This is a genomic window from Streptomyces sp. NPDC052910 (genome assembly GCF_055585605.1).
Genome location: NZ_JBVJJR010000003.1, coordinates 474,594 through 500,083, shown reverse-complemented (window position 1 = coordinate 500,083; position 25,490 = coordinate 474,594). Strand labels below are relative to the sequence as shown.

The 25,490-nt window shown below is 72.1% G+C and carries 27 protein-coding genes and 2 pseudogenes; 15 read left to right on the top strand and 14 right to left on the bottom strand.

Annotated features, from left to right (window positions below; all coding sequences use genetic code 11):
- Positions 1–515: 515 nt before the first annotated feature.
- The gene (locus ACZ6X9_RS13220; protein WP_469778086.1) at positions 516–1,091 is read left to right on the top strand and encodes an EF-Tu/IF-2/RF-3 family GTPase; all 576 of its coding nucleotides are present in this window, start codon (positions 516–518) and stop codon (positions 1,089–1,091) included.
- 7 nt (positions 1,092–1,098) lie between these two features.
- On the opposite strand, the pseudogene ACZ6X9_RS13215 reads toward ACZ6X9_RS13220, so the two are convergent.
- The 6 genes and pseudogenes from ACZ6X9_RS13215 to ACZ6X9_RS13190 form a co-directional block, all read right to left on the bottom strand.
- Positions 1,099–1,903: pseudogene (locus tag ACZ6X9_RS13215) on the bottom strand (IS5 family transposase); the annotation flags it as partial.
- A gap of 33 nt (positions 1,904–1,936) precedes the next feature.
- Complete coding sequence (locus ACZ6X9_RS13210; protein WP_469778085.1) at positions 1,937–2,434, bottom strand: hypothetical protein; 498 nt, start codon at positions 2,432–2,434, stop codon at positions 1,937–1,939.
- 367 nt (positions 2,435–2,801) lie between these two features.
- Positions 2,802–3,179: a spore germination protein GerW family protein gene (locus ACZ6X9_RS13205; protein WP_469778084.1), complete on the bottom strand. Its 378-nt coding sequence runs from the start codon at positions 3,177–3,179 to the stop codon at positions 2,802–2,804.
- A gap of 115 nt (positions 3,180–3,294) precedes the next feature.
- The gene (locus tag ACZ6X9_RS13200) at positions 3,295–3,801 is read right to left on the bottom strand and encodes a DinB family protein (protein WP_469778083.1); all 507 of its coding nucleotides are present in this window, start codon (positions 3,799–3,801) and stop codon (positions 3,295–3,297) included.
- A 279-nt stretch (positions 3,802–4,080) separates the two neighbouring features.
- Positions 4,081–4,302, bottom strand: coding sequence for a DUF397 domain-containing protein (locus tag ACZ6X9_RS13195; protein ID WP_469778082.1), 222 nt, complete (start codon positions 4,300–4,302; stop codon positions 4,081–4,083).
- Positions 4,299–5,174: a helix-turn-helix domain-containing protein gene (locus tag ACZ6X9_RS13190; RefSeq protein WP_469778081.1), complete on the bottom strand. Its 876-nt coding sequence runs from the start codon at positions 5,172–5,174 to the stop codon at positions 4,299–4,301. Before ACZ6X9_RS13190 ends, ACZ6X9_RS13195 begins: the two co-directional genes overlap by 4 nt.
- Positions 5,175–5,407: 233 nt before the next feature.
- Here ACZ6X9_RS13190 and ACZ6X9_RS13185 point away from each other — a divergent pair, with 233 nt between their 5' ends.
- Positions 5,408–6,277, top strand: coding sequence for an ATP-binding protein (locus ACZ6X9_RS13185; protein WP_469778080.1), 870 nt, complete (start codon positions 5,408–5,410; stop codon positions 6,275–6,277).
- A pseudogene (locus tag ACZ6X9_RS13180) lies at positions 6,274–6,501 on the top strand (DUF6255 family natural product biosynthesis protein); the annotation flags it as partial. The gene ACZ6X9_RS13185 and the pseudogene ACZ6X9_RS13180, both read left to right, overlap by 4 nt.
- Before the next feature lie 56 nt (positions 6,502–6,557).
- On the opposite strand, the gene ACZ6X9_RS13175 reads toward ACZ6X9_RS13180, so the two are convergent.
- A complete protein-coding gene (locus tag ACZ6X9_RS13175; RefSeq protein ID WP_469778645.1) occupies positions 6,558–7,109 on the bottom strand; it encodes an acyl-CoA-like ligand-binding transcription factor in 552 nt (183 codons plus the stop codon).
- Between the two features lie 240 nt (positions 7,110–7,349).
- On the opposite strand from ACZ6X9_RS13175, the gene ACZ6X9_RS13170 reads away from it, so the two are divergent.
- On the top strand, positions 7,350–8,294 hold the full coding sequence (locus ACZ6X9_RS13170) for an oxidoreductase (protein WP_469778079.1): 945 nt from the start codon (positions 7,350–7,352) through the stop codon (positions 8,292–8,294).
- A gap of 303 nt (positions 8,295–8,597) precedes the next feature.
- Here the strand turns inward: ACZ6X9_RS13170 and ACZ6X9_RS13165 are convergent, their stop codons facing one another.
- Positions 8,598–9,476, bottom strand: a complete 879-nt coding sequence (locus ACZ6X9_RS13165; RefSeq protein ID WP_469778078.1) for a GNAT family N-acetyltransferase — start codon at positions 9,474–9,476, stop codon at positions 8,598–8,600.
- Positions 9,477–9,703: 227 nt separating this feature from the next.
- Positions 9,704–10,918: an FAD-dependent oxidoreductase gene (locus ACZ6X9_RS13160; RefSeq protein WP_469778644.1), complete on the bottom strand. Its 1,215-nt coding sequence runs from the start codon at positions 10,916–10,918 to the stop codon at positions 9,704–9,706.
- Between the two features lie 390 nt (positions 10,919–11,308).
- Here ACZ6X9_RS13160 and ACZ6X9_RS13155 point away from each other — a divergent pair, with 390 nt between their 5' ends.
- On the top strand, positions 11,309–11,920 hold the full coding sequence (locus ACZ6X9_RS13155; protein ID WP_469778077.1) for a TetR/AcrR family transcriptional regulator: 612 nt from the start codon (positions 11,309–11,311) through the stop codon (positions 11,918–11,920).
- Between the two features lie 87 nt (positions 11,921–12,007).
- Here the strand turns inward: ACZ6X9_RS13155 and ACZ6X9_RS13150 are convergent, their stop codons facing one another.
- On the bottom strand, positions 12,008–12,808 hold the full coding sequence (locus ACZ6X9_RS13150) for an alpha/beta fold hydrolase (protein ID WP_469778076.1): 801 nt from the start codon (positions 12,806–12,808) through the stop codon (positions 12,008–12,010).
- A 156-nt stretch (positions 12,809–12,964) separates the two neighbouring features.
- On the opposite strand from ACZ6X9_RS13150, the gene ACZ6X9_RS13145 reads away from it, so the two are divergent.
- The 4 genes from ACZ6X9_RS13145 to ACZ6X9_RS13130 all read left to right on the top strand — a co-directional run bounded on the left by ACZ6X9_RS13145 (position 12,965) and on the right by ACZ6X9_RS13130 (position 15,668).
- Positions 12,965–13,837: a helix-turn-helix domain-containing protein gene (locus ACZ6X9_RS13145; protein ID WP_469778075.1), complete on the top strand. Its 873-nt coding sequence runs from the start codon at positions 12,965–12,967 to the stop codon at positions 13,835–13,837.
- A gap of 150 nt (positions 13,838–13,987) precedes the next feature.
- On the top strand, positions 13,988–14,380 hold the full coding sequence (locus tag ACZ6X9_RS13140) for a VOC family protein (protein WP_469778074.1): 393 nt from the start codon (positions 13,988–13,990) through the stop codon (positions 14,378–14,380).
- A 19-nt stretch (positions 14,381–14,399) separates the two neighbouring features.
- Complete coding sequence (locus ACZ6X9_RS13135; RefSeq protein WP_469778073.1) at positions 14,400–14,735, top strand: hypothetical protein; 336 nt, start codon at positions 14,400–14,402, stop codon at positions 14,733–14,735.
- A 270-nt stretch (positions 14,736–15,005) separates the two neighbouring features.
- Positions 15,006–15,668, top strand: coding sequence for a PhzF family phenazine biosynthesis protein (locus ACZ6X9_RS13130; protein WP_469778072.1), 663 nt, complete (start codon positions 15,006–15,008; stop codon positions 15,666–15,668).
- 209 nt (positions 15,669–15,877) lie between these two features.
- Here ACZ6X9_RS13130 and ACZ6X9_RS13125 read toward each other — a convergent pair whose 3' ends face one another.
- Entirely contained in the window at positions 15,878–16,339 is a 462-nt protein-coding gene (locus ACZ6X9_RS13125) for a MerR family transcriptional regulator (RefSeq protein WP_469778643.1), read from the bottom strand.
- Positions 16,340–16,493: 154 nt separating this feature from the next.
- On the opposite strand from ACZ6X9_RS13125, the gene ACZ6X9_RS13120 reads away from it, so the two are divergent.
- Positions 16,494–16,661, top strand: coding sequence for a hypothetical protein (locus ACZ6X9_RS13120; RefSeq protein ID WP_469778071.1), 168 nt, complete (start codon positions 16,494–16,496; stop codon positions 16,659–16,661).
- Between the two features lie 183 nt (positions 16,662–16,844).
- Here the strand turns inward: ACZ6X9_RS13120 and ACZ6X9_RS13115 are convergent, their stop codons facing one another.
- Together ACZ6X9_RS13115 and map are read right to left on the bottom strand one after the other, a co-directional pair.
- A complete protein-coding gene (locus ACZ6X9_RS13115) occupies positions 16,845–17,543 on the bottom strand; it encodes a biliverdin-producing heme oxygenase (protein WP_469778070.1) in 699 nt (232 codons plus the stop codon).
- 201 nt (positions 17,544–17,744) lie between these two features.
- A complete protein-coding gene (gene map, locus ACZ6X9_RS13110) occupies positions 17,745–18,602 on the bottom strand; it encodes a type I methionyl aminopeptidase (protein WP_469778069.1) in 858 nt (285 codons plus the stop codon).
- Positions 18,603–18,879: 277 nt separating this feature from the next.
- Here map and ACZ6X9_RS13105 point away from each other — a divergent pair, with 277 nt between their 5' ends.
- The 4 genes from ACZ6X9_RS13105 to ACZ6X9_RS13090 all read left to right on the top strand — a co-directional run bounded on the left by ACZ6X9_RS13105 (position 18,880) and on the right by ACZ6X9_RS13090 (position 21,687).
- Complete coding sequence (locus tag ACZ6X9_RS13105) at positions 18,880–19,131, top strand: hypothetical protein (RefSeq protein ID WP_469778068.1); 252 nt, start codon at positions 18,880–18,882, stop codon at positions 19,129–19,131.
- A 213-nt stretch (positions 19,132–19,344) separates the two neighbouring features.
- Entirely contained in the window at positions 19,345–19,764 is a 420-nt protein-coding gene (locus tag ACZ6X9_RS13100) for an SRPBCC family protein (RefSeq protein ID WP_469778642.1), read from the top strand.
- A 91-nt stretch (positions 19,765–19,855) separates the two neighbouring features.
- Positions 19,856–20,200, top strand: a complete 345-nt coding sequence (locus ACZ6X9_RS13095; RefSeq protein ID WP_469778067.1) for a chaplin family protein — start codon at positions 19,856–19,858, stop codon at positions 20,198–20,200.
- 272 nt (positions 20,201–20,472) lie between these two features.
- Positions 20,473–21,687: a L,D-transpeptidase gene (locus ACZ6X9_RS13090; protein ID WP_469778066.1), complete on the top strand. Its 1,215-nt coding sequence runs from the start codon at positions 20,473–20,475 to the stop codon at positions 21,685–21,687.
- Positions 21,688–21,724: 37 nt separating this feature from the next.
- On the opposite strand, the gene ACZ6X9_RS13085 is transcribed toward ACZ6X9_RS13090, so the two are convergent.
- The gene (locus ACZ6X9_RS13085) at positions 21,725–22,957 is read right to left on the bottom strand and encodes an MFS transporter (RefSeq protein WP_469778065.1); all 1,233 of its coding nucleotides are present in this window, start codon (positions 22,955–22,957) and stop codon (positions 21,725–21,727) included.
- A 1,765-nt stretch (positions 22,958–24,722) separates the two neighbouring features.
- Between ACZ6X9_RS13085 and npdG the strand changes: the two genes are divergently transcribed.
- Positions 24,723–25,463 carry an NADPH-dependent F420 reductase gene (npdG, locus tag ACZ6X9_RS13080; RefSeq protein WP_469778064.1) on the top strand — a complete coding sequence of 247 codons (741 nt, stop codon included), beginning with the start codon at positions 24,723–24,725 and terminating at the stop codon, positions 25,461–25,463.
- Positions 25,464–25,490: the final 27 nt, after the last annotated feature.

Sequence of the window (25,490 nt, the reverse complement as noted above, 5' to 3'; positions counted from 1 at the left end):
CGAAGCCCACTCGCCACGTGCACAGCCGCTCATCCGGGCACTCCGGGCCCGGTGCTCCTTGCGTCGGTTCGTGTGACCCGAGAGACGAACAGGCGCGGAAATACAACTGCCGACGCATGCGAGACAGTCCACGTATGCGTCGACAGTATGTGCCCCATGGTGTGATGACTGAAAGCCGTACTCACGGGCCACTGGTATTCCCTGCGGGTGCTCAGGTGGCCGGCTCGGCGTTTCTTCGTGTCCTTGGGTTCGGGTTCCGCTGCCGCTGTTCGGGTCGCCGGCCGGTTCCGTCTCTGGCGCAACCTCGGCGAAGCAGCCGAGCGGAGTGTCTCCCGCCACAGCCCGTGCCTCCGTGCGACCTGCTCCGAGTCGGCGCCGGAGTAGGCTCCGGCACCGGAACCGGGCGAGAGCGGGTCGCCATGCCCACCGGCACCGGTTCGCCGATCGGACTCGCACAATGCACGCCGGGTCACAAGGGAGCACGGGTACTCATGGGCGGATCTCCAGGTGGGTCAGTGGCGGGTGCGGTGGAAGAGCCGTTCCTGATGCCCGTCGCAGACACCTTTTGTCTGCAACAGGGCAGGGTGGTCATGGCGACAGGCCGGATCGAACGCGGCCGGGTACGCGAGGGCGACGCGGTGGAGATCATCGGCTTGGGCGGCAGCGCGAGCGCTTTCATCGCGGACATCGAACAGAACCACATGTCCATCGGGGAGGCGAGGGCGGAGATGAACGTGGGGGTGCTGCTGCGTGGCATTGCCGCGGACGCCGTCGAGCGGGGACAGGTGCTCGCGGCACCAGGGTCGGTCAGCGCCCATACCGGCTTCACTGCCGACATCACCCTGCTGTCCGAGGAGCAGGGCGGTGCGGACGTTGTCTCCGGCGATCGTCTCTGTTTCTACGCCCGCACCGCCGTGGTTTGGGGCACCGTCACACTGCCCGAGGGCGTCGAGACAGTCCGGCCGCTTCATGGAGCCGAGGTGACAGTGGTACTCGAAGAGCCTGTCGTGCTTGAGGAAGGCCAGCCCTTCGCATTCCGTCACCACGGCCGTGCCGCCGGATCCGGCACCGTGATTCAGCTCTCGCGTTGAGCTTCACTCACGGACGGAGCGAGAGCCGGATCGCCGCGAGAGAGACGGTTTCTTCAAAGGCGAAGGCCCGCTTGTCGAAACGCATCGCGACAGCCCTGTGGGTCTTGAACTTGCCGACCCGTCGCTCAACTTCGTTCCGGCGGACGTACCGCGCCGGGTCAAAGGCAGTGGGCCGGCCGCCGCCACTCCCGCGGCGACGTCGATCGGCCCGTTGGTTCTCCGGCTCCGGAATCGTATGAGCGATCCGGCGTCGACGCGGGGAGCGGCGGTTACGGCGGCGAGGAATACGCCTTGTCCCCGCCCGGATGATCCGGCCGCGTGCGCGGATGACCCGCCGCCCACACGCGGCACCCGGACGCGTTCCAGGACCGGGATCATCGGAGGCGCGTCACCTTACTGCCTCGGCGTGATCAACAAGCCAAGCGGCCGGAGACCACCCTCACCCACCAGGTGGATCTTCGTCGTGAGCCCGCCTCGGGAACGTCCCAGAGCCTCGTCATCCCGGTGCCCGTGCGCTCGCGTGCGCCTGCCCGGGATGCGCGGAGCCCGACGGAGGGCGCCATCTGCGTGCTGGTGAGCCCGGCACACTGTCGAGTCCACGCCGACCGTGCTCCAGTCGATCCGTCCCTCCGCATCCGCGCCGGCCTGCCGGCTCGTAGGATCCGCTCCCACGTGCCGCCCGCTGACCACCGGCGGCGCCTGTCGTGCACGGTCTTTCACTCTCCGAACCGCTCCGGAAGATCCCTACCGGGGACCCCCGAACGGAGCCGGAAGACAATCCCGTTGATGACCGCGCGATGGCTCTTCCTGCGGAAACGAGTGCTGCCGGCACCCTGACGGGACAGTCACCAGCTCTGCTGAAGGCGCTCCGCAGCCTGAGCAGGGGTGTCGTAGTAGCCAGGCCGTGCCAGCAGGACCGCGCCGAAGTAGTAGCCCTGCTCTTCCTCCGGCTCATCGTCGGCTGCGAACGGACGCCAGAAACTCAGCAGCAAGTCCGGGGCGATGAATGAAGCGTCGTCGTCAGGATCCTCCTCGATCGAGGTGAACTCACCGACGTGCCGGACAACCTCGCGGGCCGGAAGCGCGAACAGGTCCACCCCCTGAAACAACACTCGATCAGTCTGGGACGACGGCCTTCCGAACTCGACGGCTTCAAGCATGTCGCGCACGCAGTGGATGCTGATCATCAGTCCACTGGGGCGGAAGATGTGCTGACCCGGCCGGTCGGACTCCGATATCGCAGAGAGATCGCGGAGCGCGTTCAGCGCCGTGTCGGCCGCGTGCCCAGTCATACCGATCCGCAACGGGCCGACGCCAGTCGGCGGGGCGAGGTCGAAGTCCATGTGGGCATGATCCCAAACAGATCTGTCGACAAGGCACGAAGGGCCGTCCAGTCCCGGCAGATCCAGAGCGTGAGAGCCCACAGAAGTTGGACCAGAACTCGTTCTCGGGCACAGAGCCACCCACCGACCCACCCGGCCGCGGCGCGAGCCGGCGTCGGCTTCCGGTGAAACCGCGGCGCGGACGAGCTCGATCCGGTTCCCGGTGATGTCGTATCACCGTTCAGGGAGCGCGGTTGCGGTGGCCGTTGTCCGTTCGGACGGGGGCCGCTCCGTCTCGCCGGAGGTGTCCCGGTGGTGCAGGTCGCCGGCGACGCGACCGGCGGCCCTGGCATCCGACGGCCCCTCGCCTTGCGGTCGTTGCTGTCGTTCAGCGAAGGCGGCGGGTGCCGAGGCGGTGGACGAGCCGGGGAACGATGGTTCCCGCCAGGAACGCGGCAAGTGGTATGGCGACGTCCGTCCAGCGAGCCCGGAGAGGTCTGTAGGTGGCGGCGCCGTCTTTGATCTCGATGTAGCCACGGGGGCGGGCACCGGCTCCGCCCCCTCCCGAGCCGGCGCCGGCGGCTCCGGCGAATCCGACGGCGATGTCGGCGACCGGAATGACGGTGGTTCCGCCGCTGGTGACGGGTTCGCCGAAGACGGCCGTCACGGAGGCGCGGTCACCGAGCCGTTCGGCCAGGCCCTCCATCAGGGCCACGGCCCTGTCGGCCTGCGGGACGGGCCCGTCCGGCGTGTCCGAATTGCTCATCGGCTACCTCCAGGGTGTCGGCGCCGGTGGCACCGAGGGTACGGACTGTCCGGTGTGCACCTCGCGCGGGTCGGTTCCACGGCCGGGCTTCGTGATGCGCCGAGGAAACGACCGCTCAGTTGCCGGTCGTGCCGTCCAGCAGCTCGCGCAGGATGTCCAAGTGGCCGTTGTGGCGGGCTGTCTCCTCGGTGAGGTGGAGGAGAATCCAGCGCAAGTCGACGTGGACCCCCTCACCGACGGCTCCCCGAGCACGCTCGTCCAGGCTGCTCCCCTCGACCAGCCGGCGGTAGCGCGCGCTCTGTTCGGCGTACTCGCCGAGCAAGCGCTCCAGCGGGAAGTCGACCGCGATACGCATCTCCCGGTCGGGGTCCTCCTCGGTCATCGGCGCCCGGTCTTCCTCGCCGAGGAACACCACCTGGAACCAGTAATACTCCACCCAGCGCAGGTGATTGATCAGTCCGCTCACCGTCATCAGCGGCGATCCCGGCAACAACGCCTTGCGCGCGTTCTCCGCCGAGATACCCTCGCACTTGGCGCGGGCGGTGTCACGTGCGTAGTCGAGAAACGTGGTGAGCTGCGTGCGCTCGTCCCACGAGGGCGGGGTGTAATCGATTACGGCCATCGCGCGAAGCGTTCCCTATGGCCGGGGGTGCTGTCGAGGCATTTGCCGGCGGAGCCGGCTCGTCCCTCCGGCGAGACCGCGGGGTCGCTCCCGGGGACCCGGCGCCGGTGGGCCGCGCCACTTGCTGGGCGGGTTGCCGGGTGGCCGGCCACCGACGCCACGTCGCTTGTTACGTACCGTCTGCCTCGCTCCGGTCAAGATGGCTGGATCAAGGCAGATGTTTGCTGCGCCGCTGTGGCTCTGGCGAGCCAAGGCGTTCTCACCTGGCAGAAGCGTGCGCTATAGCGAGTCCTGCCGTACGGCATCGACGAAAGCGGCCCAAGCAACGAGCGGTACGCGAGCCGACGGGCGGCTGACGTCCTTGGAGTCGCGGAACGCGAGCCCGTTGAGTTCCGGAATAACCGCGACTTCCACACACTGCCCGTTTCCGGCCGTGTAGGAGCTTTTCCACCAGTGCACGCAGGAGGGGTGGGGCGGATTCGCGTCGGTTGACTTGTTCATCGTGGCAGCTCGTTTCTGATGGTTTCAGCCAGCTCACGGCTGTCATCCTCCGAGAGCGCGGCGTCGGACAAGTTGTTGAACAAGCGGGTCAGACGTCGTAGCGTCAGTTGCTCCTCCCTGAGCCAGGCCGTGTTTTCGGCCGACTCTGTGAAGGCGACATCGGCACTGGCGTTCTTCCCCGGGCTGAAGAGTACGAAGCTTCCTGTGCTGGCGCCTCGCTCGCCTGCCTCGAAGGGGATGACTCGGAGACTGACGTTCTCCAAGCGAGACACCTCGCACAGATACTGCAACTGTCCCCGCATCACCGTCGACCCCCCAACACGTAGGCGCAGAGCGGCCTCAGTGACAACAGCCTGATAGGTGAGCGGCTCGTCCTCGCGGAGTCTGTCCTGGCGGCGCATCCGTACCTCGACCAGGCTGTCTACTTGGTCCGGCCCGAGAGCGGCGTAGCTGACGCCGGTCACCGCGCGCGCGTAGTCGGGGGTCTGGAGAGAGCCGGGGATCAGTAGCGGCTGGTATTCACGGCTGTGCACAGCGTCGGCCTCGTAAGCAAGGAAGTCGCTGTAGTTGGCGCTGATGACATCGCGATAGGCGTGCCACCAGGGCGGTACGCGCTGTTTGCCGCGAATCATCAGCTCCGTGAGTTCAGTGAGCAGGGGATCCTCAACGTCGTACAACTCCATCAGTGCTTCGAAGTCGTGCTTCGTGCATGAGCGCTTGCCGGTCTCAATCCGGCTGATCTTGGAGTTGTGGCATCGAAGGTGATCACCGACCTCCTCGGTGGTCAGGCCTTGACGGTCTCTGAGTGCCCGCAGCTCGGCGCCCAGCCTGCGTCGTGCGGTGAGCGGGCCGACGCCGGATGTGAGTGCCATTGCTCCTCCATCTGCTCGCTGCTTCGGCTTGGCCGAGCGTACAGCCTGGCGTGCTGTCTGGAAGCCGCTCTGGAGCGGCAGTTGGCAACAGATTGGCAATCTGCCAAGCAGAAGCTTGACCGGATGCCAGTGTGACCCACATCATGCTGAGTCATCACGCACCGCGTTCGGCGCGTAACCCGGAGTCGATCATGTGTGCCCTGGGTGCTGCGCGCCCTCAGCATGGAGCCGCCATGACTCTCCCCGTGCACGACCTGAAGCTGGAACTGTCGCTCGCCCTCACCCCGTCGCCGACGAAGCTGCCGCAGGTGCGCAGCTTCGTGCGGTTGCAACTGCGCTGGTGGGGGCTGGTCGAGCCCGTCGTGGACGACGCGCTGTGCGTTGTCGGCGAGCTGTTGGCCAACGTGGTGAAGCACGCGGGGGAGGGGGAGTGCGGGCTCACGCTGCGGGTGTGTGACGGGGTGCTGCACATCCGGGTGCGGGACCGGTCGTCGGCGCTGCCGGTGGTCAAGTGGCCGTCGGCGCTTGGGGTGCGGGAGGGGGAGGAGGGGCGTGGGTTGCTGATTGTCGACCGGCTGACCGGTGGGGACTGGAACGCGGAGAGGTCGCCCGGCGGAGGGAAGGCGGTGTGTTGCCGGTTGCCGTTGGGCGGCGCGCCGGACGGTGCACCGGGGGACGCTTCGGGCGGGGCGCGACCACCTGTCGTGGAGCGGTCCGTACCGCACTGGCACGCCTTCTACTGGTCCGGGGCCGCCGCTCCGACCCGGGACGAGGAGGCGGATCCGGAGTGCGGCAAGCCGCCGGCCGTCAACGCCGCGCCGGCCGCCTGGGTGCGCAAGGCCGCCTCGCTGCACGCCGCGCGGCTCGCCGACCCGGCCTCCTGCGTCGCCTGGCTGGAGACCCGGCTGGCCGCCGACCGGCCGGTCGCGCGGGTGCCGGCGCGACGGATCGTCGGCTACGCGCAAGGTGAACTGGACGACGGCGTACGGAAGCTGCCGTTGGAGTGGCCGACCGGTGACGGCCGGATCGTCCGGCTGATGCTGCTCGCCTGCCCCAGCCGCAGCCGCGCCTTCCGCTGCCCCGACCCGCACACCGCCGCATGAGGGAGAGCGTGATGAAGCGAACCGTCGGCCGCCTCGTCGGCCACTGCCGTCACCTCGGCGGTTGGGAGTCGGAGGGCGGCGAGGAGCGCTGCCCCGCGTGCGGGACGCGCCGGTTCACGGAGTACGGCGCGCTGCGCCCGCGCGAACTGCCGCCCGTCGTCGCGCCGTCGCCGGAGGACGCCGCACGGGCGGACCGTGCCGCCGCCGCCGTCATCGCCCGCACCGTGCGCCACCTGAGTCGCTGGGGGCGCAGCCGCAGCGCGTTCTGGCGTCCCGTGGGTCAGGTGGCCGCAGCGTCGAGTGCCGGGGTGATGACGGCGAACGCCCGCTCCAGGAGGGCGGCCGGGTCCTCCGTGCCCTCGCTGTCGCTCCAGCGGCGGAGGACGGCGTCGAAAGCGGTGAGGGCCATTCCGGCGGCCATCCGGGGGTAGAGGTCGGTCTCCGGGTCGCGGCCGTGGCGGCGGCCGAGCTCGGCGGCGAGGTCCTCGCGCCACGCGGCCTGCCGCTCCAGGAAGCGGGCGAGCAGGGCGGGGGTGCGCAGGATCAACTGCACCACCCGCAACGCTCGTTCGGAGTGGCCCGCGCAGGCCTCGACCGGCACCCAGACCGCGTGCCGGAGGGCGGCGGACGGGGGTTCGCCTGCCGGGCGGGCGGCCAGTTCGGCGTGGATGCCGGTGCCCATGTCGGCCAGGAAGCGGACGACGACGTCCTCCTTCGACGCGAAGTAGCGGAAGAAGGTCCGCTTCGACACGCCGGCGGCGGCCACGATCTCGTCCACCGTCACCGCGTCGAACCCCTTCGAGGCGAGCAACTGCAAGGCCGCTTCGGACAGTTCGTCCGAGACGAGCCGGCGTTTGCGCTCGGCGAGGGTGAGAGCGGTGGGTGCGGTGGGTGCGGTGGGTGCGGTGGGTGCGGTGGGCGTGCCGGGCGTGCCGGGCGTGCCGGGCGTGCTGGGTGTGGTGGAGGCGGAGTCGGGGCGGGAGGTCACGGGGGACATCGTACCGGCGAAGTGCCGCGCATGGCACTCAGGCGCATCTTGACACCAAGTGTCATGCGCGGCAGCGTGTGCCGCATGACCAAGGAGCAGCGGCGGCCGTGGGCCGCCGACCGGATCCCGGATCTCAGCGGCCGGGTGTTCGTCGTCACCGGAGCCAACAGCGGGCTGGGCCTCGCGACCACCCGGGCGCTCGTCCGCCGGGGCGGACACGTGATCCTGGCGGTACGGGACGTGGAGAAGGGCCACCAAGCGGCTTCCGACGCCGCCGGGGAACGGCCGGGCGCCCGCCCGGAGGTGCGCCGGCTGGATCTTGCCGACCTCGACTCGGTCCGCGCCTTCGCCGACGGGATCCGCGCCGACCACGACCACCTGGACGTACTCGTCAACAACGCCGGTGTGATGGCGCTGCCGCGCGCGCTCACCCCGTCCGGGCACGAGACGCAGTTCGCCTGCAACCACCTCGGCCACTTCGCCCTCACCGGACTGCTGCTCGACTTGCTCGCCGCCGGCCGGGATCCCCGCGTCGTCACCGTCAGCTCCGTCAACCACCGCAAGGCGGGCCTGAACTTCGACGACCTCACCGGCGAACACCGGTACTCACCGATGGGCGCCTACAACCAGTCGAAGTTCGCCAACGCGGTCTTCGGCCGGGAACTGCACCGACGGCTGACGGAGGCGGGCAGCCCGGTGCGCAGCCTCCTCGCCCACCCCGGTTACACGGCCACCGGCCTCCAGATGAAGTCCCCGTTCGGGGTGTGGCGGCTGCTGCTGGGCCGCCTCGGCAACCCGCTCCTCGCGCAGTCGCCCGAGCGCGGCGCGCTGCCGCAGTTGTACGCCGCCACCGAACCGGGCCTGGACGGCAGCCTGTTCATCGGGCCGTCCGGCCCGGCCGAACTGCGCGGCGCCCCGACGGAGGTCGCACTCGCCCCCACCGCCGCCGACCCCGCCACCGGCCGCCGCCTGTGGGAACTGTCGGAACGGGCGACGGGGGTGCGGTACGCGTTCCCGGTAGCGGTGTGAGCCGGTGACCGGGCGGCGGAGTGGAGTGGAGTGGAGTGGAGTGGAGTGGGGTGGAGTGGAGTGCGGGGGAGCGGGGTGGCCCGGGGCACGCCGACGGGCAGGGCGGGCGGGCCCGAGGCACCCCGGCGGGCCGTGCGCCGTGCGCTGTGCGCCATGGGGGCCGTGTGTTGTCCGCTGTCGCGGTCGTGCCGCTCACGGTGTGGTCCGCCGCCGCTGGGCCGTGCATCAAAGCGCGGGCGGGCCGGGCGGGGTGGCACCCCGGTCCAGCCCGCTCGCTCTCGGCCGAAGCCCGCCCGTTCGCCGCTAGAGGTCGAGCTGATGCCGGTGTGTCGTGTGCGTGGGCGTGTAGCCGAGGCCGTCGTTGATCCGTCTCATGTGCGAGTTGCTGTCGGCGGTGTCGGTCAGGAGGCCGCCGAGCTCCGGATAGCCCCTCCGGGCCTGCCGGATCGACTCGGCCTTCATCCATCGGCCGAGGCCGTGTCCTCGGTGCTCGGGCAGCACACCGGTGCCGTAGTGCCGGCCGTCGCCTGTGCCGTCACCGGGGATGACGAGTTCGGTGAACCCGGCGACGGAGCCGTCGGAGGCGTCGACGGCGACGACTGTGTGCAGGTGGTCGCCGCGCTGTTCGACGGCCTTCGCCGCGGCCCGCACGCGGTCCACGTCCCAGGTCACGGTGCCGAAGTCCGCGTCGTCCACGGGCATGTCGTCCATGGCGCGGCGGGAGGCGGTGAACGTCCGGGCGAGGCCGTCCGGGACGGTTCCCCGCCATGACCTCAGCCGGTAGCCGGGATGCGGACGCTCGATGATCCCGGTGAGTGCGGCGGTGTCCACGTCGGGCAGGGACAAGCGGGTGAACCTCATGGTGAGGACCTGCCGGAAACCGCGCGCCGTCAGGAAGCGGTCGCCGGGCGATCCGGCTTCCGCCTCCGCGACGACGCGGCGCCTGCCGTTGTCCCGGGCGGTGGCCACGGCGGTGTCGAGGAGCCGGGAGCCGACGCCCTTGCGGCGCTCCGCGGGATGAACGCGGAGGTCGAGCTCGGCCAGGTGCTCTTGTCCGCCGTCGAACAGGCGCAGAAAGGCCGTCCCGGCGGGGATGGAATCCGCGTCCGACGCCAGCCAGGCGAGACGCCGGCCGTGCGGCCCGTGAGCGGGGTCGGTCAGCGGGGTGATGCGGAGGGACAAGGTGTCTCCGTCGTGAGGGGGCGGCAAAGGTCAGTACGCGAGCTCGACACCTGGACACTCCTGCGCATGTGCTGCACACCTCCTCGTCGACAGCGCCGGCCCGCACTCGCGCGGGCGGCTGGGCGAACCTAGTCGGCCGGTTGACTCCAGGGCAACGGGTTATCGAAAAGGCGGTGCCCGTGCGTGGTCACAGCCACTCGCGGGCGCCCCGCTTCCGGGCCCGGCCGTCAGCGCGTGGTGAGGGGGTGAGGGTCGGGGCGGGGGTCCGTCGGCCAGACGGTGCCGGGGAAGGCGGCCTCGTCCGACTCGGTGTCCGGTATGAGGGTGGCGAGCATCTGCCGGGCGGTCCTCGCGTTGTCGTGGGCGCGGGGCAGCATGGCGCTTTCGTAGGCGTCGAGGGCCTGGTCGACGGTGGGGTGGTCGATGACGGCCCGGGCGAGTTCGGCGCCGTCGAGGAGGGCGAGGTTGGCGCCGACCCCGGCGGGCGGCATCAGGTGCGCGGCGTCGCCGAGCAGGGTGATGCCGGGGACGCGCTGCCAGGAGTGGGGCACGGGGAGGACGTACATGGGCCGGTTGACGAAACCGCCGTCGTTGTCCCGCAGGATGTCCAGCAGGCTCTCGTGCCAGCCCTGGTACCGGGTGAGGAGGCGGGCGCGCACCGCCTCGGTGTCGGCGAGGTCGAGGCCGGCGTGCCAGTCCTCGGGGCCGCGGAAGGTGATGTAGGCGCGGACGTTTCCGTCGCCGGTGCGCTGCATCACCAGGCTGTGGCGGCCCGCCTTGGCCGACATGGTGCCGGGCCCGACCAGGCGGGCGATGCCCGGGTGGCGGTGGTCGACGTCGTCGAAGCGGGCCTCCACCATCGTGACGCCGGCGTAGGCGGGCCGGGCGCCGGAGAGCGCTGGGCGGACCCGTGACCAGGCTCCGTCGGCGCCGACGACCAGGTCGAAGTCCTCGGTGCCGCGGTCGTGGTGGTGCAGGCGGGCGGCGCCGTGGGGCAGCGGTGTGACGGCCCTTACGGGGTGGCCCCAGCGGACGGTGCCGGGGGCGAGGGAATCCAGCAGCAGGGCGCGGAGCCGGCCGCGGTCGATCTCGGGCCTGCTCAGATCGCCCTCGGCGGCCCGGTCGTGGCGGATCAGGGTCGCGTGACGGTCGTACAGGCGCCACTCCTGGCCTTCCGGCCGGGACAGGGCAAGGAACCGGTCGAGCACCCCGGCTGCGCGCAGAGCCTTCTGGCCGGTGTCCTCGTCGATGTCGAGGGTGCCGCCCTGCGAGCGGGAGTAGGGGTCGCTCTCCCGCTCGAAGACCGTGACCCGCACGCCGTGCCGCTGCAGGACGCGCGCGCAGACGAGGCCGCCTGGGCCGGCGCCGACGATCGCTATGCGAGGGGTGGGGGGCGTGGGGGTTGCGGTGCTTGTGGCGGTCATGGGGGTCTTGGGGGGCATTGGGGGCATGAGGGGCGCGCTCCGTTCTGCGGATGAGGGAGTGCCGGCGGCCGGTGGTGACGTGTACGGACGTGTACGTGTTGGGGGTGCTGACGTGCTGACGTGCTGACGTGCTGAGGTGCTGACGTGCTGAGGTGTTGAGGAGCTGACGTGCTGACGTGCTGACGTGCTGACGAGCTGACGCGCGGAGGTGCTGAGCTGCTGGAGTGCGAGGCGCGGGGTGACCCGGTCCGGCCCCGCCCGCCCTCAGCCGCCGACGGGCCGTTGTCGTGCGCGGCGGGCCGGGCGTCCTCGTTCACACAAGCACAGCCGCTCCGAAAGTACAACTGCTCCGATTTTCCAGCCGATCGCCTTTGAGATCGAATCCCTTCAGCGGGGTAAGGTGGCGGCATGGCCGAGACGACGACAGGGCGCCGCGAGCGCAAGAAAGCCCGGACCAGGCAGGCCCTCTCGGACGCCGCGGTACGGCTGTTCACCGAGCGCGGCTTCGACAACGTCGGCGTCCGCGAGGTGGCGGAGGCCGCCGACGTCTCGCTGAGCACGCTCTTCAAGCACTTCCCCAGCAAGGAAGCCCTCGTCTTCGACCTGGACGCGGACATCGAGAGCGCCCTGGTCGCCGCCGTTCGCGACCGGGCTCCCGGCCAGTCCGTGCTGCACGCGCTGCGCGACCACATGGTGCGCACCCGTACCGCCGCGCGGACCGACGACCCCACGTTCGTCCTCGTCGAATCCACTCCCGCACTGCGGGATTACGCACGACGCATGTGGTCACGCCATGAGAAGGCACTGGCCGCCGCCCTGGCCGAAGCCACCGGACTGGCCCCGGACGCCCCCGCCGTCGCCGGCCTGGCCCGCTTCACCCTGGAAGCCCCCGCCCTCGCTCGTGCCGGGGACGACCCGGCCGGGACCCTGCGGGACCTGTTCGCCCTGCTGGAACACGGCTGGGGCAACACCCCGTTGGCGGCGGCGGAGGAGGAAGGCCGTTGCCGCCGGGACGGGTGAGGACGGCCGGGCGCTGTGGCGCCGCGGCGGGGGCAGCCGCCCCACGGCTGCGGCGCCGCCTTCGGGTCCGGCCCCGGTGCTGCCCGGTCAGCGTTCCATGACCGCGAGGAAGTCCGTCAGAGCCGTCGCGACGGCGCCGGGGGCTTCCGCGGGGAGCAGGTGGCCGGCGTCGGGGACGGTCCGCAGGGTCGCGTGCGGGATGTAGGGGAGAAGGTGGTCGCGGAGGACCCGCGGTGGCTCCACCACGTCGTTCTCCGCCGCCAGTACCGCCACCGGCACGGTGATCTCCCGTGCGGCGTCGGTGATGTCCCGCGCGATGCCGCGCAGGGGCCACTCGCACCGGGCCTCGGCACCGGCGGCGAGGCTGTCGCGCACGGCGGCGGCCCGCACCGGCTCGGGCAGCGGGGTGGCGGTGAGGACGTGGTCGAGGGCGTGCCGCACCGCGTCGGGCGAGTCGTAGGCCCGTGCCAGGCCCCGCCGGTGCTCCTCGGTCACCGTGACGGGCGGCCGCGGTGGCGCGGGGGCGACGAGGACCAGGCCGGCCAGTCCGTCCGGCCGGCGGGCCGCGAGGAGCTGGCTCACCTTGCCGCCCATCGAATGGCCGACGAGGACGAAGGGGCCCGGCACGCACGCGGCGACGACGCGGGCGAGGTCGTCGGCGAGCCGGTCGAGGTGGTACGGGCCGGGCAGCGCCCGGGAAGTGCCCCAGCCGCGCTGGTCGAAGCGGACCGTCGCCCGCGCGGGCGGCAGGTGCTCCAGCACCCCGTTCCACGTGCCGGCCGAACCGCCCCAGTAGTGGACGAACACCAGGGCCGGTCCGGTCCGCCCCCCTGTCCGTACGTCGAGGGACCCGCCCTCCACGGGAACCGCCGTTGTCGTTTCCGTCATCCTCATGCCTCCGTGTCCGGTGCGGTACCCGCTGCGGCGGGCGGTTTCGCACGTCCTGCCGCGGCTTGAACCGGTTGACTGGGCCTGACCGCCAGGCCCGGCCCGACGGTAGGCGGGGAGGGAGGTCACCCAGTGGTGGAAAGGGACGGAACAGTTGTGGAAAACGGACACGGAGCAGTGCGGCAACTGCGTTACCTGCCGGCCATCGGGTCGGTGTACGGCGTCGAGGTGCTCTCGTTCGCCGCGCTGCGTGCGATGGACGCCCACCGGCGCCGGGCGCAGCCGCAGCGCCCCGACTTCCACGTCTTCGCCGTGGTCGGCTCGGGGACCGGCCGCCACGAAGCGGACTTCCACGCTTACCGGTTGAGGGAAGGCAGCGCCGTCTGGATCCGGCCCGGCATGGTGCACCGCTGGAGTGACGTCGATGCGTGCGAGGGCCCGCTGATCCTCTTCCGGACCGGCTTTCTTCCCGGCTTCGCGGCCTCGGAAGCCGCCGCGCCGGCCTGCTGGCGCCTGGACCGGCAGCGCCTGGACCTCGCGCTGTTCGCCGCCGAACACCTCCGTCGCGAACACGACGCGGCGGCGCGTACGCCACACCCGGCGTCCCCCGCCCTGCTCTCCCACCTGCTGGCGGCGCTCATCCTGCGCGCCCTCCCCGACGCGCCGGCCCCCGCCGGGGCGGAAGGGACCGGCCACCGGCACACCGAGGTGTTCCGTCGCTACCGGGACGCGGTCGAGGAGCACTTCACCGAGTGGCACCACGTGTCCGACTACGCACGGGCGCTGGGCTACGACGTGCGCACGCTCACCCGCGCGACCCGCGCCGCCACCGGAACCGGCGCCAAGACCTTCCTCGACCAGCGCGTCCTGTTGGAGGCCAAACGGCTGCTCGCCCACACCGACCTGCCGGCCGGCGGCTGCGCCCGGCGCCTCGGCTTCCGGGACGCCGGCAACTTCACCACGTTCTTCCGACGCCAGACCGGCGTACCGCCCGCCGCTTGGCGCGCCGCGTACCGGCACGCTCGGTGAGGGGAGGCGCCTGGGGGGGAGGAGGACGGGCGGCGGCCCGTCACGACAACCGGCGGACCGGTCCTGTCACCTTTTCCCGCCGGCACTCGTCATGGTGGCGACGACCGCATACGAACCGTCGTCGTGCCGACGAGTGAAACGAGAGACACGATGCTTACCCAGCTCATGTACGTGACGGTCTACGTCACCGACCAGGACCGCGCGCTGGAGTTCTACACCGGGGGACTCGGCCTGGAGAAGCGGATCGACTTCTCCGGGCCTGACGGACGTTTCCTCACCGTCGGTGTCCCCGGCAGCCCGGTGCAGATCATCCTGTGGCCGCACGCGACGGCCGCGGGACAGCCGGGCGAGGGGGACGGGCAGGTGGCGCCCGGCCCGCTGATCCTCGAATCCGACGACCTGCGGAAGGACTTCGAGGTCATGCGGCGGCGCGGCGTCGTCTTCACGCGGGACGAGCCCGAGGACTACCCGTTCGGGGTCCGCGTCGAGGCGGTGGACCCGGACGGCAACCAGGTCTCGCTCCGTCAGCAGCGGAAGCCGTGACGGGCGCCCGTCCGGCCCGGTGACCGAGGCGCTCGAAGCCCAGCGCGACCGGCTGCGCGCCGTCGCGCACCGCGCGCTGGGCTCGCATGCCGATGCCGATGCCGAGGCCGATGCAGAGGACGACGCCGATGCCGATGCCGAGGATGAGGCCGATGCCGAGGACGTGGTCCGGGAGGCATGGATGCGTCTCGTTCGCCGGGACGAGGCGGCCATCGGCAACCTGGCCGGGCCGGCCGGCCACCGTGGTGGGCCGCGTCAGCCTGGACCGCCGGCCGGCGGGGTCGACGCCGATGGCCGCCGGCAGCCGGCCCGTGCTGGCCGACGGCGTTCCCGGCCGGATGTCCTGGCGCGCTGACGGAACCCCTCGCTCCGTCATCGCCTTCACCGTCACCGACGGCCGGATCAGCGGCATCCGCATCGTCGTCAACCCGGCCAAGCCCGCCTCGATCGACATGCCCGCACCGGACCGCCCCGCCCCGCCCCGGACCGCCCCGCCCCGGCTTGAGCCGGTGACGGCAGGACCGGGCCGTACGCGGGCAAGCCGGTGCCGGGCCGGGACGGCCGCCGGGCTCCGAGAACCGGCACCCCACCACCCGCCGCACCCGGAGTGGCGTTCAATGGGGAAATGATCAGCCTTCACATACTGAGCGTTTTCCGTGGTGAGGACGGCCGGGGCGGCAATCCGCTCGGGGTCGTCCTGGACGGCGCGTCCGTCCCCGGCTCGGAGCGGCGGCAGGAGCTCGCCGCCGAACTCGGCTTCAGCGAGACCGTGTTCGTCGACGACGCCGTGCGCGGGATCGTCGACATCCGGACGCCCAGCGTCCGGTTGCCGTTCGCCGGACATCCGCTCATCGGCGTCGCCTCCCTGCTCCCGGACGTCGACACGCTGCGCCCGCCCGCCGGGGAGGTGCCGGTGCGCCGCGACGGAGACCTCATCCGGATCGCCGGCCGGCCCGAGTGGGCGTCCGGGCGGCGCATGGAGCGGTACGGGTCCGTGGCCGAGGTCGACGCGTTGCCCGCGCCGCCGCCCGGCGAAGGCTGGCTGTACGCCTGGGCCTGGGAGGACGAGGCGGCCGGCCGGGTCCGGGCCCGGGCCTTCCCGCGCCGGGGCGACTCCATCCTGGAGGACGAGGCGACGGGCGCCGCCGCCCTCGTCCTCACCGCCGAACTGGGCCGCGCCCTGGACATCCGGCAGGGCGTCGGCTCCCGCATCGTGACCCGCCCGCTGCCGGACGGGGCGATCGAGGTCGGCGGGCGCGCGGAGGTGCTGGAGCGGCGGACGGTGTGAGGGGGAGGGCGTGAGGGGGAGGGCATAAGGGGGAGGGGCGTGGCGGTGGCCGGCATGGCGGGGGTGCGTGGCGGGAGTGTGCGGCGGGGCGGATTCCGCTCGCGTCACGCACTGCCGTCCGCCCGCTTGTCCATCCGCGCGCTCGTCCGGCCGCCCGCCCGCTCGTCCATCCATCCACCCGTCCGGCCGCGCGCCGCTCGTCCGCGCGCTCAGGATGCTGTGAGCGGCGCGGGCGCGGGCGTGTGGCCCGGTTCCTCGGAGCGCTCCCGGACGCGCCCTCCGGCCTGTTCCCCGGCCGTCGCGTCCGGACGGGCGCCGCGGCGGACCGCGTCGAGGTACTCCTCTATGGCGTCCCGGTTGCGCTCCAGGCACCGTATGCGGGCCGTCATGCGGTCCCGTTCGTGCTCCAGCGTGGCGAGCATCTCGGGGGTGGCGTCGGAGAAGTAGATGGTGCGGGGCTGATCGAGGCAGGGGAGGATCTGCTTGATGATGCGCGTCGGCAGGCCGGCGTCCAGCAGTCCCCTGATCTGCAGGACGCGGTCGACGAAGCGCTCGTCGTATGCGCGGTAGCCGTTCGCTGACCGGCCGGCGGCGATCAGGCCCTGCTCCTCGTAGTAGCGCAGCAGCCGCCGCGATGTTCCGGTGCGTTCCGCCAACTCCCCGATTCGCAGGTGCTTCCGCATGTGATCACCCTCGTGTGGTGCGCTCGGCCGTCCTTCACATCCATGTGAGGGCCTGAGCGTAATACCCGGCGAGACCGCGGCCCACCGACCGTCGGCGGACGCTCGTACGTCGTGCCGGTGACCGCCGTCGGGAGGGTGGGTGGTGCGGATCGCCGAACGGCGCGGGACCGGCTGCCACGGCGACCGCCTGAGTGCGGGGGCGCAGGACGACGTGCCGGCGCGGCCCCGCCGGCTGACCCAGGACGCCGCGCCCGTGCGGCAGATCGGCGGTGAACTCGCCGCGAGCCGCCTCCCCTTGGGAGCACGGTGAGGTGGGCGCACGGTGAGGTGCCGCGCGGGCTCGAGGCCGGCGGCGAACGCGTCCACGGCCCGTTCTGCGGCGGCGAGTTCGTCGCCCATGACGGCGCGCGCGTCACCGCCCGCCGGGGCTTCGGGCGCAGTCGGACGCGGCCCTGACCCGAGATCCGCCGACGCACCCTGCCGTCCCCCCCGGTCACGCGCTCAGCGGGAACTCCTCGCCGAGTTGCCGGAACATCGCCGTGTTGAGCGCGAAGGCGCGCCTGCACTCGGCGACGACCTGCTGCCTTCCCAGGTCGTCGAGCGGCAGCGCGTCCAGCAGTTCGCGGTATTCGCGCTTGAAGGCCGACGGGTTGCCGATGTCCTCGAAGACGTAGAAGCGGACGCCGTCGCCCTTGCGGGCGAAGCCCCAGGTCTTCTCGGCGGTGCCGCGTATGACCTGGCCGCCGGAGAGGTCGCCGAGGTAGCGGGTGTAGTGGTGGGCGACGTAGCCGGCGGGCCAGTCGCGGGCGCACTCCTCGATGCGGGCGGCGTACGCCTCGGTGGCCGGCAGGGCCCGCAGGCCGGTACGCCATCCGGGGCCGCCCAGGTGCGCGAGGTCGCGTTCGAGCTGGCCGGTGCGGGCGAGTTCGGGGCGGAGGAACGGGCCCGCGACGGGGTCGTCGGCGAGGGCCGGGGCGGCGGCCTCCAGGGCCCGGTAGACGAACCAGAGCTGCTCGGTGTAGCGGCGGTAGGCGGTGAGACCGAGCCGGCCGCCGAGCAGGTCGCTCATGAACGACGAGTTCTCGGCCTCCGTGTGCTCCCCCTGGGAGGCGGTGCGGATGAGCACGGAGAACGGCGTCGGGAGAGGGGAGGGGGCGGAGGGGGCGTGCGGGGTCGTGTCGGACGAGTCCACGGCGGGCCTCCGGTGGCGAGGGGACGGGAGCGACGGGCGAGCGACGAACAACCGGTCCACGAGTACGCCGAAGCGTCCCGTGAGCCGATTGTCTACGGTTAGGGTTACCTAAGTCAATCGTTTTCCCGACGCGCTGTCGGAAAGACGATACCGCCGTCGCCGCCGTCGCGGGAGGCCGCCGTGAGAAGCGCTGCGGCGGTCCTACGGCAGGGTGAGGATCTCCGCGCCCGTCTCCGTCACCACCAGGGTGTGCTCGAACTGCGCTGTGCGCTTCCGGTCCTTCGTGACGACCGTCCAGCCGTCGTCCCACAGGTCGTACTCGTACGTGCCCAGCGTCAGCATCGGCTCGATGGTGAACGTCATCCCCGGCCGGATCAGGGTGTCGTGGTGCGGGCTGTCGTAGTGCGGGACGATCAGGCCGGAGTGGAAGGACGAGTTGATGCCGTGGCCGGTGAAGTCCCGGACCACGCCGTAGCCGAAGCGTTTGGCGTAGGACTCGATGACGCGGCCGATGATGTTGATCCGGCGCCCCGGCTTGACCGCCTTGATCGCCCGGTTCAGCGCCTCACGGGTGCGCTCCACCAGCAGCCGGGACTCCTCGTCCACGTCGCCGCAGAGGTACGTCGCGTTGTTGTCGCCGTGCACGCCGCCGATGTACGCCGTCACGTCGAGGTTGACGATGTCGCCGTCGCGCAGCACCGTCGAGTCGGGGATGCCGTGGCAGATGACCTCGTTGACCGAGGAGCAGAGGGACTTGGGGAAACCGCGGTAGCCGAGCGTCGAGGGGTAGGCGCCGTGGTCGCACATGAACTCGTGCGCGACCCGGTCGAGCTCGTCCGTGGTCACGCCGGGCGCGATGTGCTTGGCCGCCTCCTCCATCGCCTGCGCGGCGATGCGGCCCGCGATCCGCATCCGCTCGATCGTTTCGGCGTCCTGGACCTCGGGTCCGGTGTACGGAGTGGGCGCTTCCTTGCCGACGTACTCGGGCCGCGGGATCGAGGCGGGTACGGGGCGGGCGGGAGAGAGTGTCCCGGGGACGAGAAGTGACTGGCCAGACATGTCTGCGAGTGTAGTCACGGCCGGTCGGGGAGCACGGGGGCGAGAGGCCGGCGGTGGTGCGCGGGTGGCGGGCCGGTCGGTGGGCCGGCGGTGGGTGGGGGCCGGTCGGTGGGCCGGGGGCGGCCCGGTGGTGGAACGCCGGAGGTCCGGCAGCGGGACGGGCGGAGGTTCGGCAGCGGTCCGGCAGGGCACCGGCGGAGAATCGGTGGAGTATCGATCGACCGACGATCGGCGATGGACCGATGGTCGGCCGACGACCGGCGAAGGAGGAGTTCCCATGGCCCTGTTCAAGAAGCGCCCGGCGGGCAAACCGGGTGAGTGGTACTACTGCCTCAAACACGGCACGGTGGAGGAAGGCCCGCAGTGCCGCGCCGCCGACCGCTTCGGCCCGTACTCCACCCGCGAGGAGGCGGCGCACGCGATGGAGACGGCGCGGGAGCGAGAGACGGAGTGGCGGGAGGACCCGCGGTGGAACGACGGGGAGCGGGGCAAGGGCGCGGGCGCGACTGGGGGTGACGGGGAGGGCTGACGCCCCTGGGTGGCGAGCGCATCGGGGGAGGGAGGCATGCGCCGGTGGCCGGGCGGCCGGTGGCCGGGCGGCCGGTGGCCGGGCGGCCGGATGGGCGGATGGGCGGGGGGCGGGCTGTGCGGGCACCTCTCTCCCGCGCGTCCGATTCGTTCAAGAGAACGGCGCCGGTGCCTCGCTACCGTCACGGTCATGACCAGTGACATGACCGGCGACATGACCGGCACCGGCAGGGAAAGCCGTCACATCGGCGTCCACATCGATCGCCCCCTCGACGAGGTCTACGCCTACGCGTCCGACCCGGCCAACCTGCCCGCCTGGGCCCGCGGCCTCGGCGGCTCCCTGGAGAAGCGGGGGGACGAGTGGGTCGCGGAATCCTCGCCCATGGGGCGGGTCGTGGTCTCCTTCGCACCCCGCAACGCGTTCGGGGTGCTCGACCACGACGTCACGCTGCCCTCCGGGGAGACCGTCCACAATCCGTTCCGCGTGATCGCCGACGGGGCGGGGAGCGAAGCGGTGTTCACCCTCCGCCGGCGGCCGGACACCAGCGACGCCGACTTCGAGCGGGACACCGCGATGGTCGTCGCCGATCTCGCCCGGCTCAAGGAACTGCTGGAGACGGCGGTGAGTGCCTAGCCCGGGCCGACCCGTAAAGCGCGTGTTTCCGTAGTCGGAGCCGGTGACCTCGCTGGGAAGTGGTCGTTGTCCCGGTATGACCGTGAACAGGGTGGTTGCGGGGATTGCCGTGGTGTCGGGAGCGGCGGTGGCGGTGCTGTCATCGGCCGGGCCGGTGGTCGCGGGTGGCATCGGCGGGGCCCTGTCGCCGGCGTTCGGGAACGGGTGCGCCGACCATGAAGGCGCCACGGCCCGGGGGAGCGCAGCCCGCGGCACCGGGACCGGCGCCGGAAACCTCGCCGGCCTGCCCATCGCCGGCCCCTTCAACCAGTGCGGCGGCGCCGACCTCCCCAACATCCCCATTCACCTGTGCGGTTCTGAGGTGCCCGTCCTGTCCGTCCCCGTTCCCATCCTCAGCGGAAACAACGGCATCGGTCCGTGCGCGGGCCGAGGCTGAGGGGAGAAGTCCCTCTGGGTCCCGCCCCAAGCGCATCACCCTGAGTTCAGAAAGCACGTACCAAGGATCGGATCGCTCCCTCCCCGGATGCCCCTCCCCGGATTCCCCTCTCTGGATCCCCTTTCCCGGATCGCTCCCGCCCCGCGTGACGCAGATCATGACGAAGCGGTGTCAGAGGGACGGAACCGGCCGCGCGCGCTGCCGCTCTCTGTGGATGTAAGGGCCAACGAACCGTAGGCCCGTCGCACCCCGACCCTCCCGGAGCCGCCGCCGTGATCCGTACGTCGTCCGTCCCCCGCGCCCTGCTGCCGATCGCCGCGGCGGCCGGGCTGCTGCTCACGACCGCATGCGGTGGTTCCGGCGGCAGCGGCGGCGGTAGCGACGCCGCCGGCCGGGGCGGGGGAGCGGCGGACGTCAAGGTCGGCATGACACCGGCCGACAAGACCAAGGGCGCCGCACCGGGATCCCCGATCACGCTCAAGGTGACCTCCGGCGACGGCAGCCTTGCCGACGTGTCCGTCACCGACCAGCACGGCCGGCGTCTCGACGGCAAAATCTCCGCCGACGGCCGTTCCTGGACCTCCGGATCCGGGACCCGGCCCGCCAGCACCTACACGGTCGGCTACACCGCGAAGGCCAAGGGCGGGGACAAGCGGAACGGTTCCGGGACGGTCACCACCGCCGCGCCCGAGAAGCCCAACAAGCTGGAACTCGTGCCGGGCAACGGGTCGACGGTCGGCGTCGCCCAACCGGTCTCCCTGCTGTTCGACCACCCGGTCACGGACGCCCAGAAGGCGGACATCGAGCGGAACCTGCACGTCGAGACCTCCCCGAGGACCGAGGGGTCGTGGGGCTGGGTCAAGGACCTCGACCACAAGGACCGGATCGACTGGCGCCCCAAGGACTTCTGGAAGCCGGGCACCAAGGTCAAGCTCAAGGGCGACCTCGCGGGCCTGCCGAGCGGCCAGGGGCGCGCCTTCGCCCGCGACTACGCCATGGGGTTCACCGTCGGCGAGAACCGCGTGGTCACCGTGGACGTCGCCGGCCACCGCATGTCGGTCACCGAAGGCGGCAAGGACGTGGCGTCGTACCCGATATCCGCCGGTTCCGACACCTACCCGACCCGTGGCGGTACGCACGTCGTGCTCGCCAAGAACGCCCACGAGACGATGAAGTCCGCATCGGTCGGCCTCGGCGACGCCTACCCGAGCCTGCCCACCACCTCGGTCGTGCACCTCACCTCGTCCGGCACCTTCATCCACGCCGCCGACTGGAACGCGGGGAAGATCGGCGCGCTCAACGCCAGCCACGGCTGTGTCGGCATGTACAGCGGCGACGCCAAGAAGCTGTTCGACCGCATCCGCATCGGCGACCCGGTCGTCGTGAAGAACACCAAGAACACCGAGGTCACGGAGCCCGGCAACGGCTTCGGCGCCTGGCAGTCGACGTGGCCCGAGTGGAAGGCCCGCAGCGCCCTCAAGGGCTGACGGGCGCGCGGTGCGGCCGACGGGACCCCGTCCCGTCCTACGCCGCTTCCACCACCTCCGTCACCTCCGGCTTCCGTGCCCGGCGTTCGCGCATGCGGACCGCGTGTTCGTCGGTGCGCTGGTCGTAGGAGAGCAGCTTGGGCAGGGTCATGGCCAGCAGGCCGACCGAGGCGACGCAGGCCAGGCCGCCCGCCCATACGGAGGCACGCACGTTGGTGAGGGCGGCCATGCCGCCCGCGCGGACCTGGCCGAGCTGCGGGCCCACCGAGTACGAAAGCAACTCGATGCCCGCGAGCCGGCCGCGCAGCTCGTCGGGGATGGTCTGGTCCCACATCGCCGAGCGGAACAGGCCGCTCACCGTGTCCGCCGCACCGGCCAGCGCCAGCATCAGCAGCACCAGCCAGATGTCGTCCATCCAGCCCGCCAGCGCCATCGCCGCGCCCCAGCCGAGCGCCGCGCCGACGACCATCCGGCCGTGCCGGTGCACGTGGGAGACCCAGCCGCTGGTCAGGCTGACGAGCAGTGAACCGATCGCGCTCGCCGCGTACATCAGGCCGAGCGCCCAGCGGGCGTGGAGGTCGTCGGCGAGGAACGGGAAGACCGCGTTGGGAAAGGCGAAGAACATCGCCGCCATGTCGACGGCGTAGGTGCCGAGCAACTCCTTGCGGCTCCAGGCGTAGCGGGCGCCCTCCAGGATGCCGCGCACGGACGGCTTCTCCGCGTCACGCGCGGGCGGGGAGGCGGCCAGGCCGACGGTGAACAGGACCGAGACCGCGTAGGAGGCGACGTCCAGGGCGTAGGCCCACTGGAGGCCGCCGAAGGCGATTATCAGGCCCGCGAGCGACGGGCCCGCGATGGCGCCGACCTGCCAGCGCATGGTGTTCAGCGCGATGGCGGCGGGGAGTTGGTCGTGCGCGACGATGCGCGGGACGATCGACTGCAACGCAGGGCGCTGGAGTCCGGTGAGCGCGCTGACCAGGCCGGCGACCAGATACAGCGGCCAGACGAGCGGGTGCGGCAGCAAGGTGTTGAGCAGCAGCAGGCCGCTCAGTACGCCCAGTCCGGCCTCGGTCCAGAGGATCAGCTTGCGGCGGTCGAGGGCGTCCGCGAGGGCGCCGCCCCAGAGGCCGAAGACGATCAGCGGAACGAGTTCCACCGCGCCGATCGCACCGACGGCGAGCGTCGAGCCGGTCAGCTCCTTGAGCTGCACCGGCAGGGCGACGAAGGTCAGGAAGCTGCCGAAGACGGTGACGAGCCCCGCCATCCACATGCGCCGGAAGTCGCGTGACGCGCGCCAGGGGGTCAGGTCGGGGAGGAGAGCACGCAGCCGGACCGCGACGGGGGCCGTGACGGGGGCCGTGACGGGGGCCGCGGAGGGAGCCGTGGTGGTGGCGGGAGGTGCGGCGGTGGCGGGAGCCGTGGCTGTGCCGGGAGGTTCCGGGGATTCCGGCGATGCCTGCGGTTCGGGAGATGCCGGCTCGGGAGATGCCGGCGGTTCCGGAGATTCCGGAGGGGATGCGGAGGGGGCGTGCTCGGTCACGGGGGTCCATGGTCCGTGGCCGAAGTGGTGCGAGCAAACGTTTTTGCCCTGACGCCGCGCGGGGCGGGAGCTCCAGAAGGAACGCAGCGGGCGGAAGGGAGGGAGGTGAGTGATGCCCCGGAATGTCGCGAAAAGGCCGCGGTGGGCGGGGAGTTTACGGTGTGCCGCCGGGCCGCGTGGCCGTGCGGTTCGGCCGCGCGCGTGGTGCGTGACGCGACGCCGCTGCGTGACGGGTCTCACGCGGGAGGCGGAGCCCGCGCTACCGGAGGGGCCGGAGGCACCCGACGGGTTGGAGGTGCCCGGAGGGCTGGAAGGGCCGGTCGAGGAAGATGGGGAAGAAGATGGGGAAGATGAGGAGCGGGTGCGGGACGAGGAGCGGACCGAGTGCCGGGGAGGCGCCTTACGCGCCCCGAGGCGCCGCGCGAGCCCGCTCACCACGGCTCCCACGGCGGGGCCGGGACTCGGCCGGCCGGTCGGTCTGACAGCCGGCCGGACAGCCGGGCGGACGGCCGGGAGAGTCGATAGGACTGCCGGGGCGGCCGGGGCGGCCGGTCGGACGGCCGGGAGAGTCGATAGGACGGCCGGGGCTGCCGGTCGGACTGCCGGGACGGCAAATCGGCCGGCCGGGAGAGCCGGTCGCGGTGGCGGCGACCGGGCGGTGCGTCCTCAGCGGCGGCGGTACTGACCGGGCGCTGGACCGTGCACAAGGTCGGCCCGGCGGAGGCGGGCACCGCCGGCACCTCGTGCGTGAGCGACCGGCTCTCGCGGGCCTCGCGGGCCTCGCGGCTCTCGCGGCTCTCGCGGGCCTCGCGGGCCCGGCGACTCTCCCGGTCTTCTCGGCCTTCCCAGTCTTCGCGGCTGTCCCGGCCCTCGCTGTCCGCGCCCCCGCCGCAGTCCGGCGTCGGGGCCGTGGCTCCGCCGCGCCGGCCCCCGTCCCCCCACCCCGGCAGCGCCTCTCTATCCACCCGCTCCGGCAGCGCCTTCCCGGGCGGCGGTCCGCCCTGTCGCACCACCAACGGCAGCGTCCGGTCGTGCCCGCCGCCGCCCGGCCGCTCCGGCCGCTCCGGCCACGCCGCCGGGTGCGCCGGGGCGCCCGGCGGCACCCGGTGGCGGACGGGGGTGGGGCGTGGCTCGGGGAGGCCCGAGCGGGCCGTCTCCTCGTCCGGGTGTGCCGCGAGGTACCAGGCTTCGTGTTCCGCCGTTCCGGTGAGCCGCAGGCCGCCGCCGTGCGCCCGGGCCGGCCGGCGCGGCGTCCCCGCGAAGCGGCGTGTGCCCCGCAACCAGTCGGTCCCGGCGAGCACTTCGCGCACCAGCGCGACTCGCACAGCGTCCATGGCTCACCATCCTGCCGCGACGAACCGGGCGAAAAACGGGGAAGCCGCCCGGCTCACCCGATCGTGCCCCGCTCCTCCTGCGCCCGGCGGTGCACGACGGTACGCGGGGGTACCCGGTGCGGTCCCGTGACGGTCGTGGCGGGCGTGACAGTATCGCTGTCATGACTACTTCTGCTGGTTCTGCCGGTCCCGCTGATTCCGCCGATTCCCCTGTCACAACAAAGCCTGCCGCCAAGGACCCTTGGGACCTTCCGGACGTCTCCGGTCTCGTGGTCGGTGTCCTCGGCGGCACCGGCGACCAAGGGCGTGGCCTCGCCTACCGGCTGGCCAAGGCCGGCCAGCGGGTGATCATCGGCTCCCGCGCCGCCGACCGCGCCGAGACCGCCGCCGCCGAGCTGGGCCTCGGCGTCGAGGGCGCCGACAACGCCGAGTGCGCGCGGCGCAGCGACATCGTGATCGTCGCCGTGCCGTGGGAGGGTCACGGCAAGACCCTGGAAGCGCTGCGCGAGGAGCTCGCGGGGAAGCTCGTGATCGACTGCGTCAACCCGCTCGGTTTCGACAAGCAGGGCGCCTACGCGCTGAAGCCGGCGGAGGGCAGCGCCGCCCAGCAGGCCGCCGCCCTGCTGCCGGACTCCCGGGTGACGGCCGCCTTCCACCACCTGTCCGCCGTTCTGCTGTCCGACCCGGAGATCGAGGAGATCGACACCGATGTGATGGTGCTCGGCGAGAAGCGGGCCGACACCGACATCGTCCAGGCGCTGGCCGCCCGCATCCCGGGTATGCGCGGCGTCTTCGCGGGGCGGCTGCGCAACGCGCACCAGGTGGAGTCGCTGGTCGCCAACCTGATCTCGGTCAACCGGCGCTACAAGGCGCACGCGGGGCTGCGCGTCACGGACGTCTGATCCGCTGTCCCGCGCCCCCGGCCGCTG

Excerpts from the sequence above, each read along its gene's own strand:
- ACZ6X9_RS13210 (WP_469778085.1), bottom strand. The coding sequence starts at position 2,434 with ATGGACTTCGACCTCGCCCCGCCGACTGGCGTCGGCCCGTTGCGGATC.
- ACZ6X9_RS13205 (WP_469778084.1), bottom strand. The coding sequence starts at position 3,179 with ATGAGCAATTCGGACACGCCGGACGGGCCCGTCCCGCAGGCCGACAGG.
- ACZ6X9_RS13200 (WP_469778083.1), bottom strand. The coding sequence starts at position 3,801 with ATGGCCGTAATCGATTACACCCCGCCCTCGTGGGACGAGCGCACGCAG.
- ACZ6X9_RS13195 (WP_469778082.1), bottom strand. The coding sequence starts at position 4,302 with ATGAACAAGTCAACCGACGCGAATCCGCCCCACCCCTCCTGCGTGCAC.
- ACZ6X9_RS13190 (WP_469778081.1), bottom strand. The coding sequence starts at position 5,174 with ATGGCACTCACATCCGGCGTCGGCCCGCTCACCGCACGACGCAGGCTG.
- ACZ6X9_RS13185 (WP_469778080.1), top strand. The coding sequence starts at position 5,408 with ATGACTCTCCCCGTGCACGACCTGAAGCTGGAACTGTCGCTCGCCCTC.
- ACZ6X9_RS13170 (WP_469778079.1), top strand. The coding sequence starts at position 7,350 with ATGACCAAGGAGCAGCGGCGGCCGTGGGCCGCCGACCGGATCCCGGAT.
- ACZ6X9_RS13160 (WP_469778644.1), bottom strand. The coding sequence starts at position 10,918 with ATGCCCCCCAAGACCCCCATGACCGCCACAAGCACCGCAACCCCCACG.
- ACZ6X9_RS13155 (WP_469778077.1), top strand. The coding sequence starts at position 11,309 with ATGGCCGAGACGACGACAGGGCGCCGCGAGCGCAAGAAAGCCCGGACC.
- ACZ6X9_RS13150 (WP_469778076.1), bottom strand. The coding sequence starts at position 12,808 with ATGACGGAAACGACAACGGCGGTTCCCGTGGAGGGCGGGTCCCTCGAC.
- ACZ6X9_RS13140 (WP_469778074.1), top strand. The coding sequence starts at position 13,988 with ATGCTTACCCAGCTCATGTACGTGACGGTCTACGTCACCGACCAGGAC.
- ACZ6X9_RS13130 (WP_469778072.1), top strand. The coding sequence starts at position 15,006 with ATGATCAGCCTTCACATACTGAGCGTTTTCCGTGGTGAGGACGGCCGG.
- map (WP_469778069.1), bottom strand. The coding sequence starts at position 18,602 with ATGTCTGGCCAGTCACTTCTCGTCCCCGGGACACTCTCTCCCGCCCGC.
- ACZ6X9_RS13105 (WP_469778068.1), top strand. The coding sequence starts at position 18,880 with ATGGCCCTGTTCAAGAAGCGCCCGGCGGGCAAACCGGGTGAGTGGTAC.
- ACZ6X9_RS13100 (WP_469778642.1), top strand. The coding sequence starts at position 19,345 with ATGACCGGCACCGGCAGGGAAAGCCGTCACATCGGCGTCCACATCGAT.
- ACZ6X9_RS13085 (WP_469778065.1), bottom strand. The coding sequence starts at position 22,957 with ATGTGGATGGCGGGGCTCGTCACCGTCTTCGGCAGCTTCCTGACCTTC.
- npdG (WP_469778064.1), top strand. The coding sequence starts at position 24,723 with ATGACTACTTCTGCTGGTTCTGCCGGTCCCGCTGATTCCGCCGATTCC.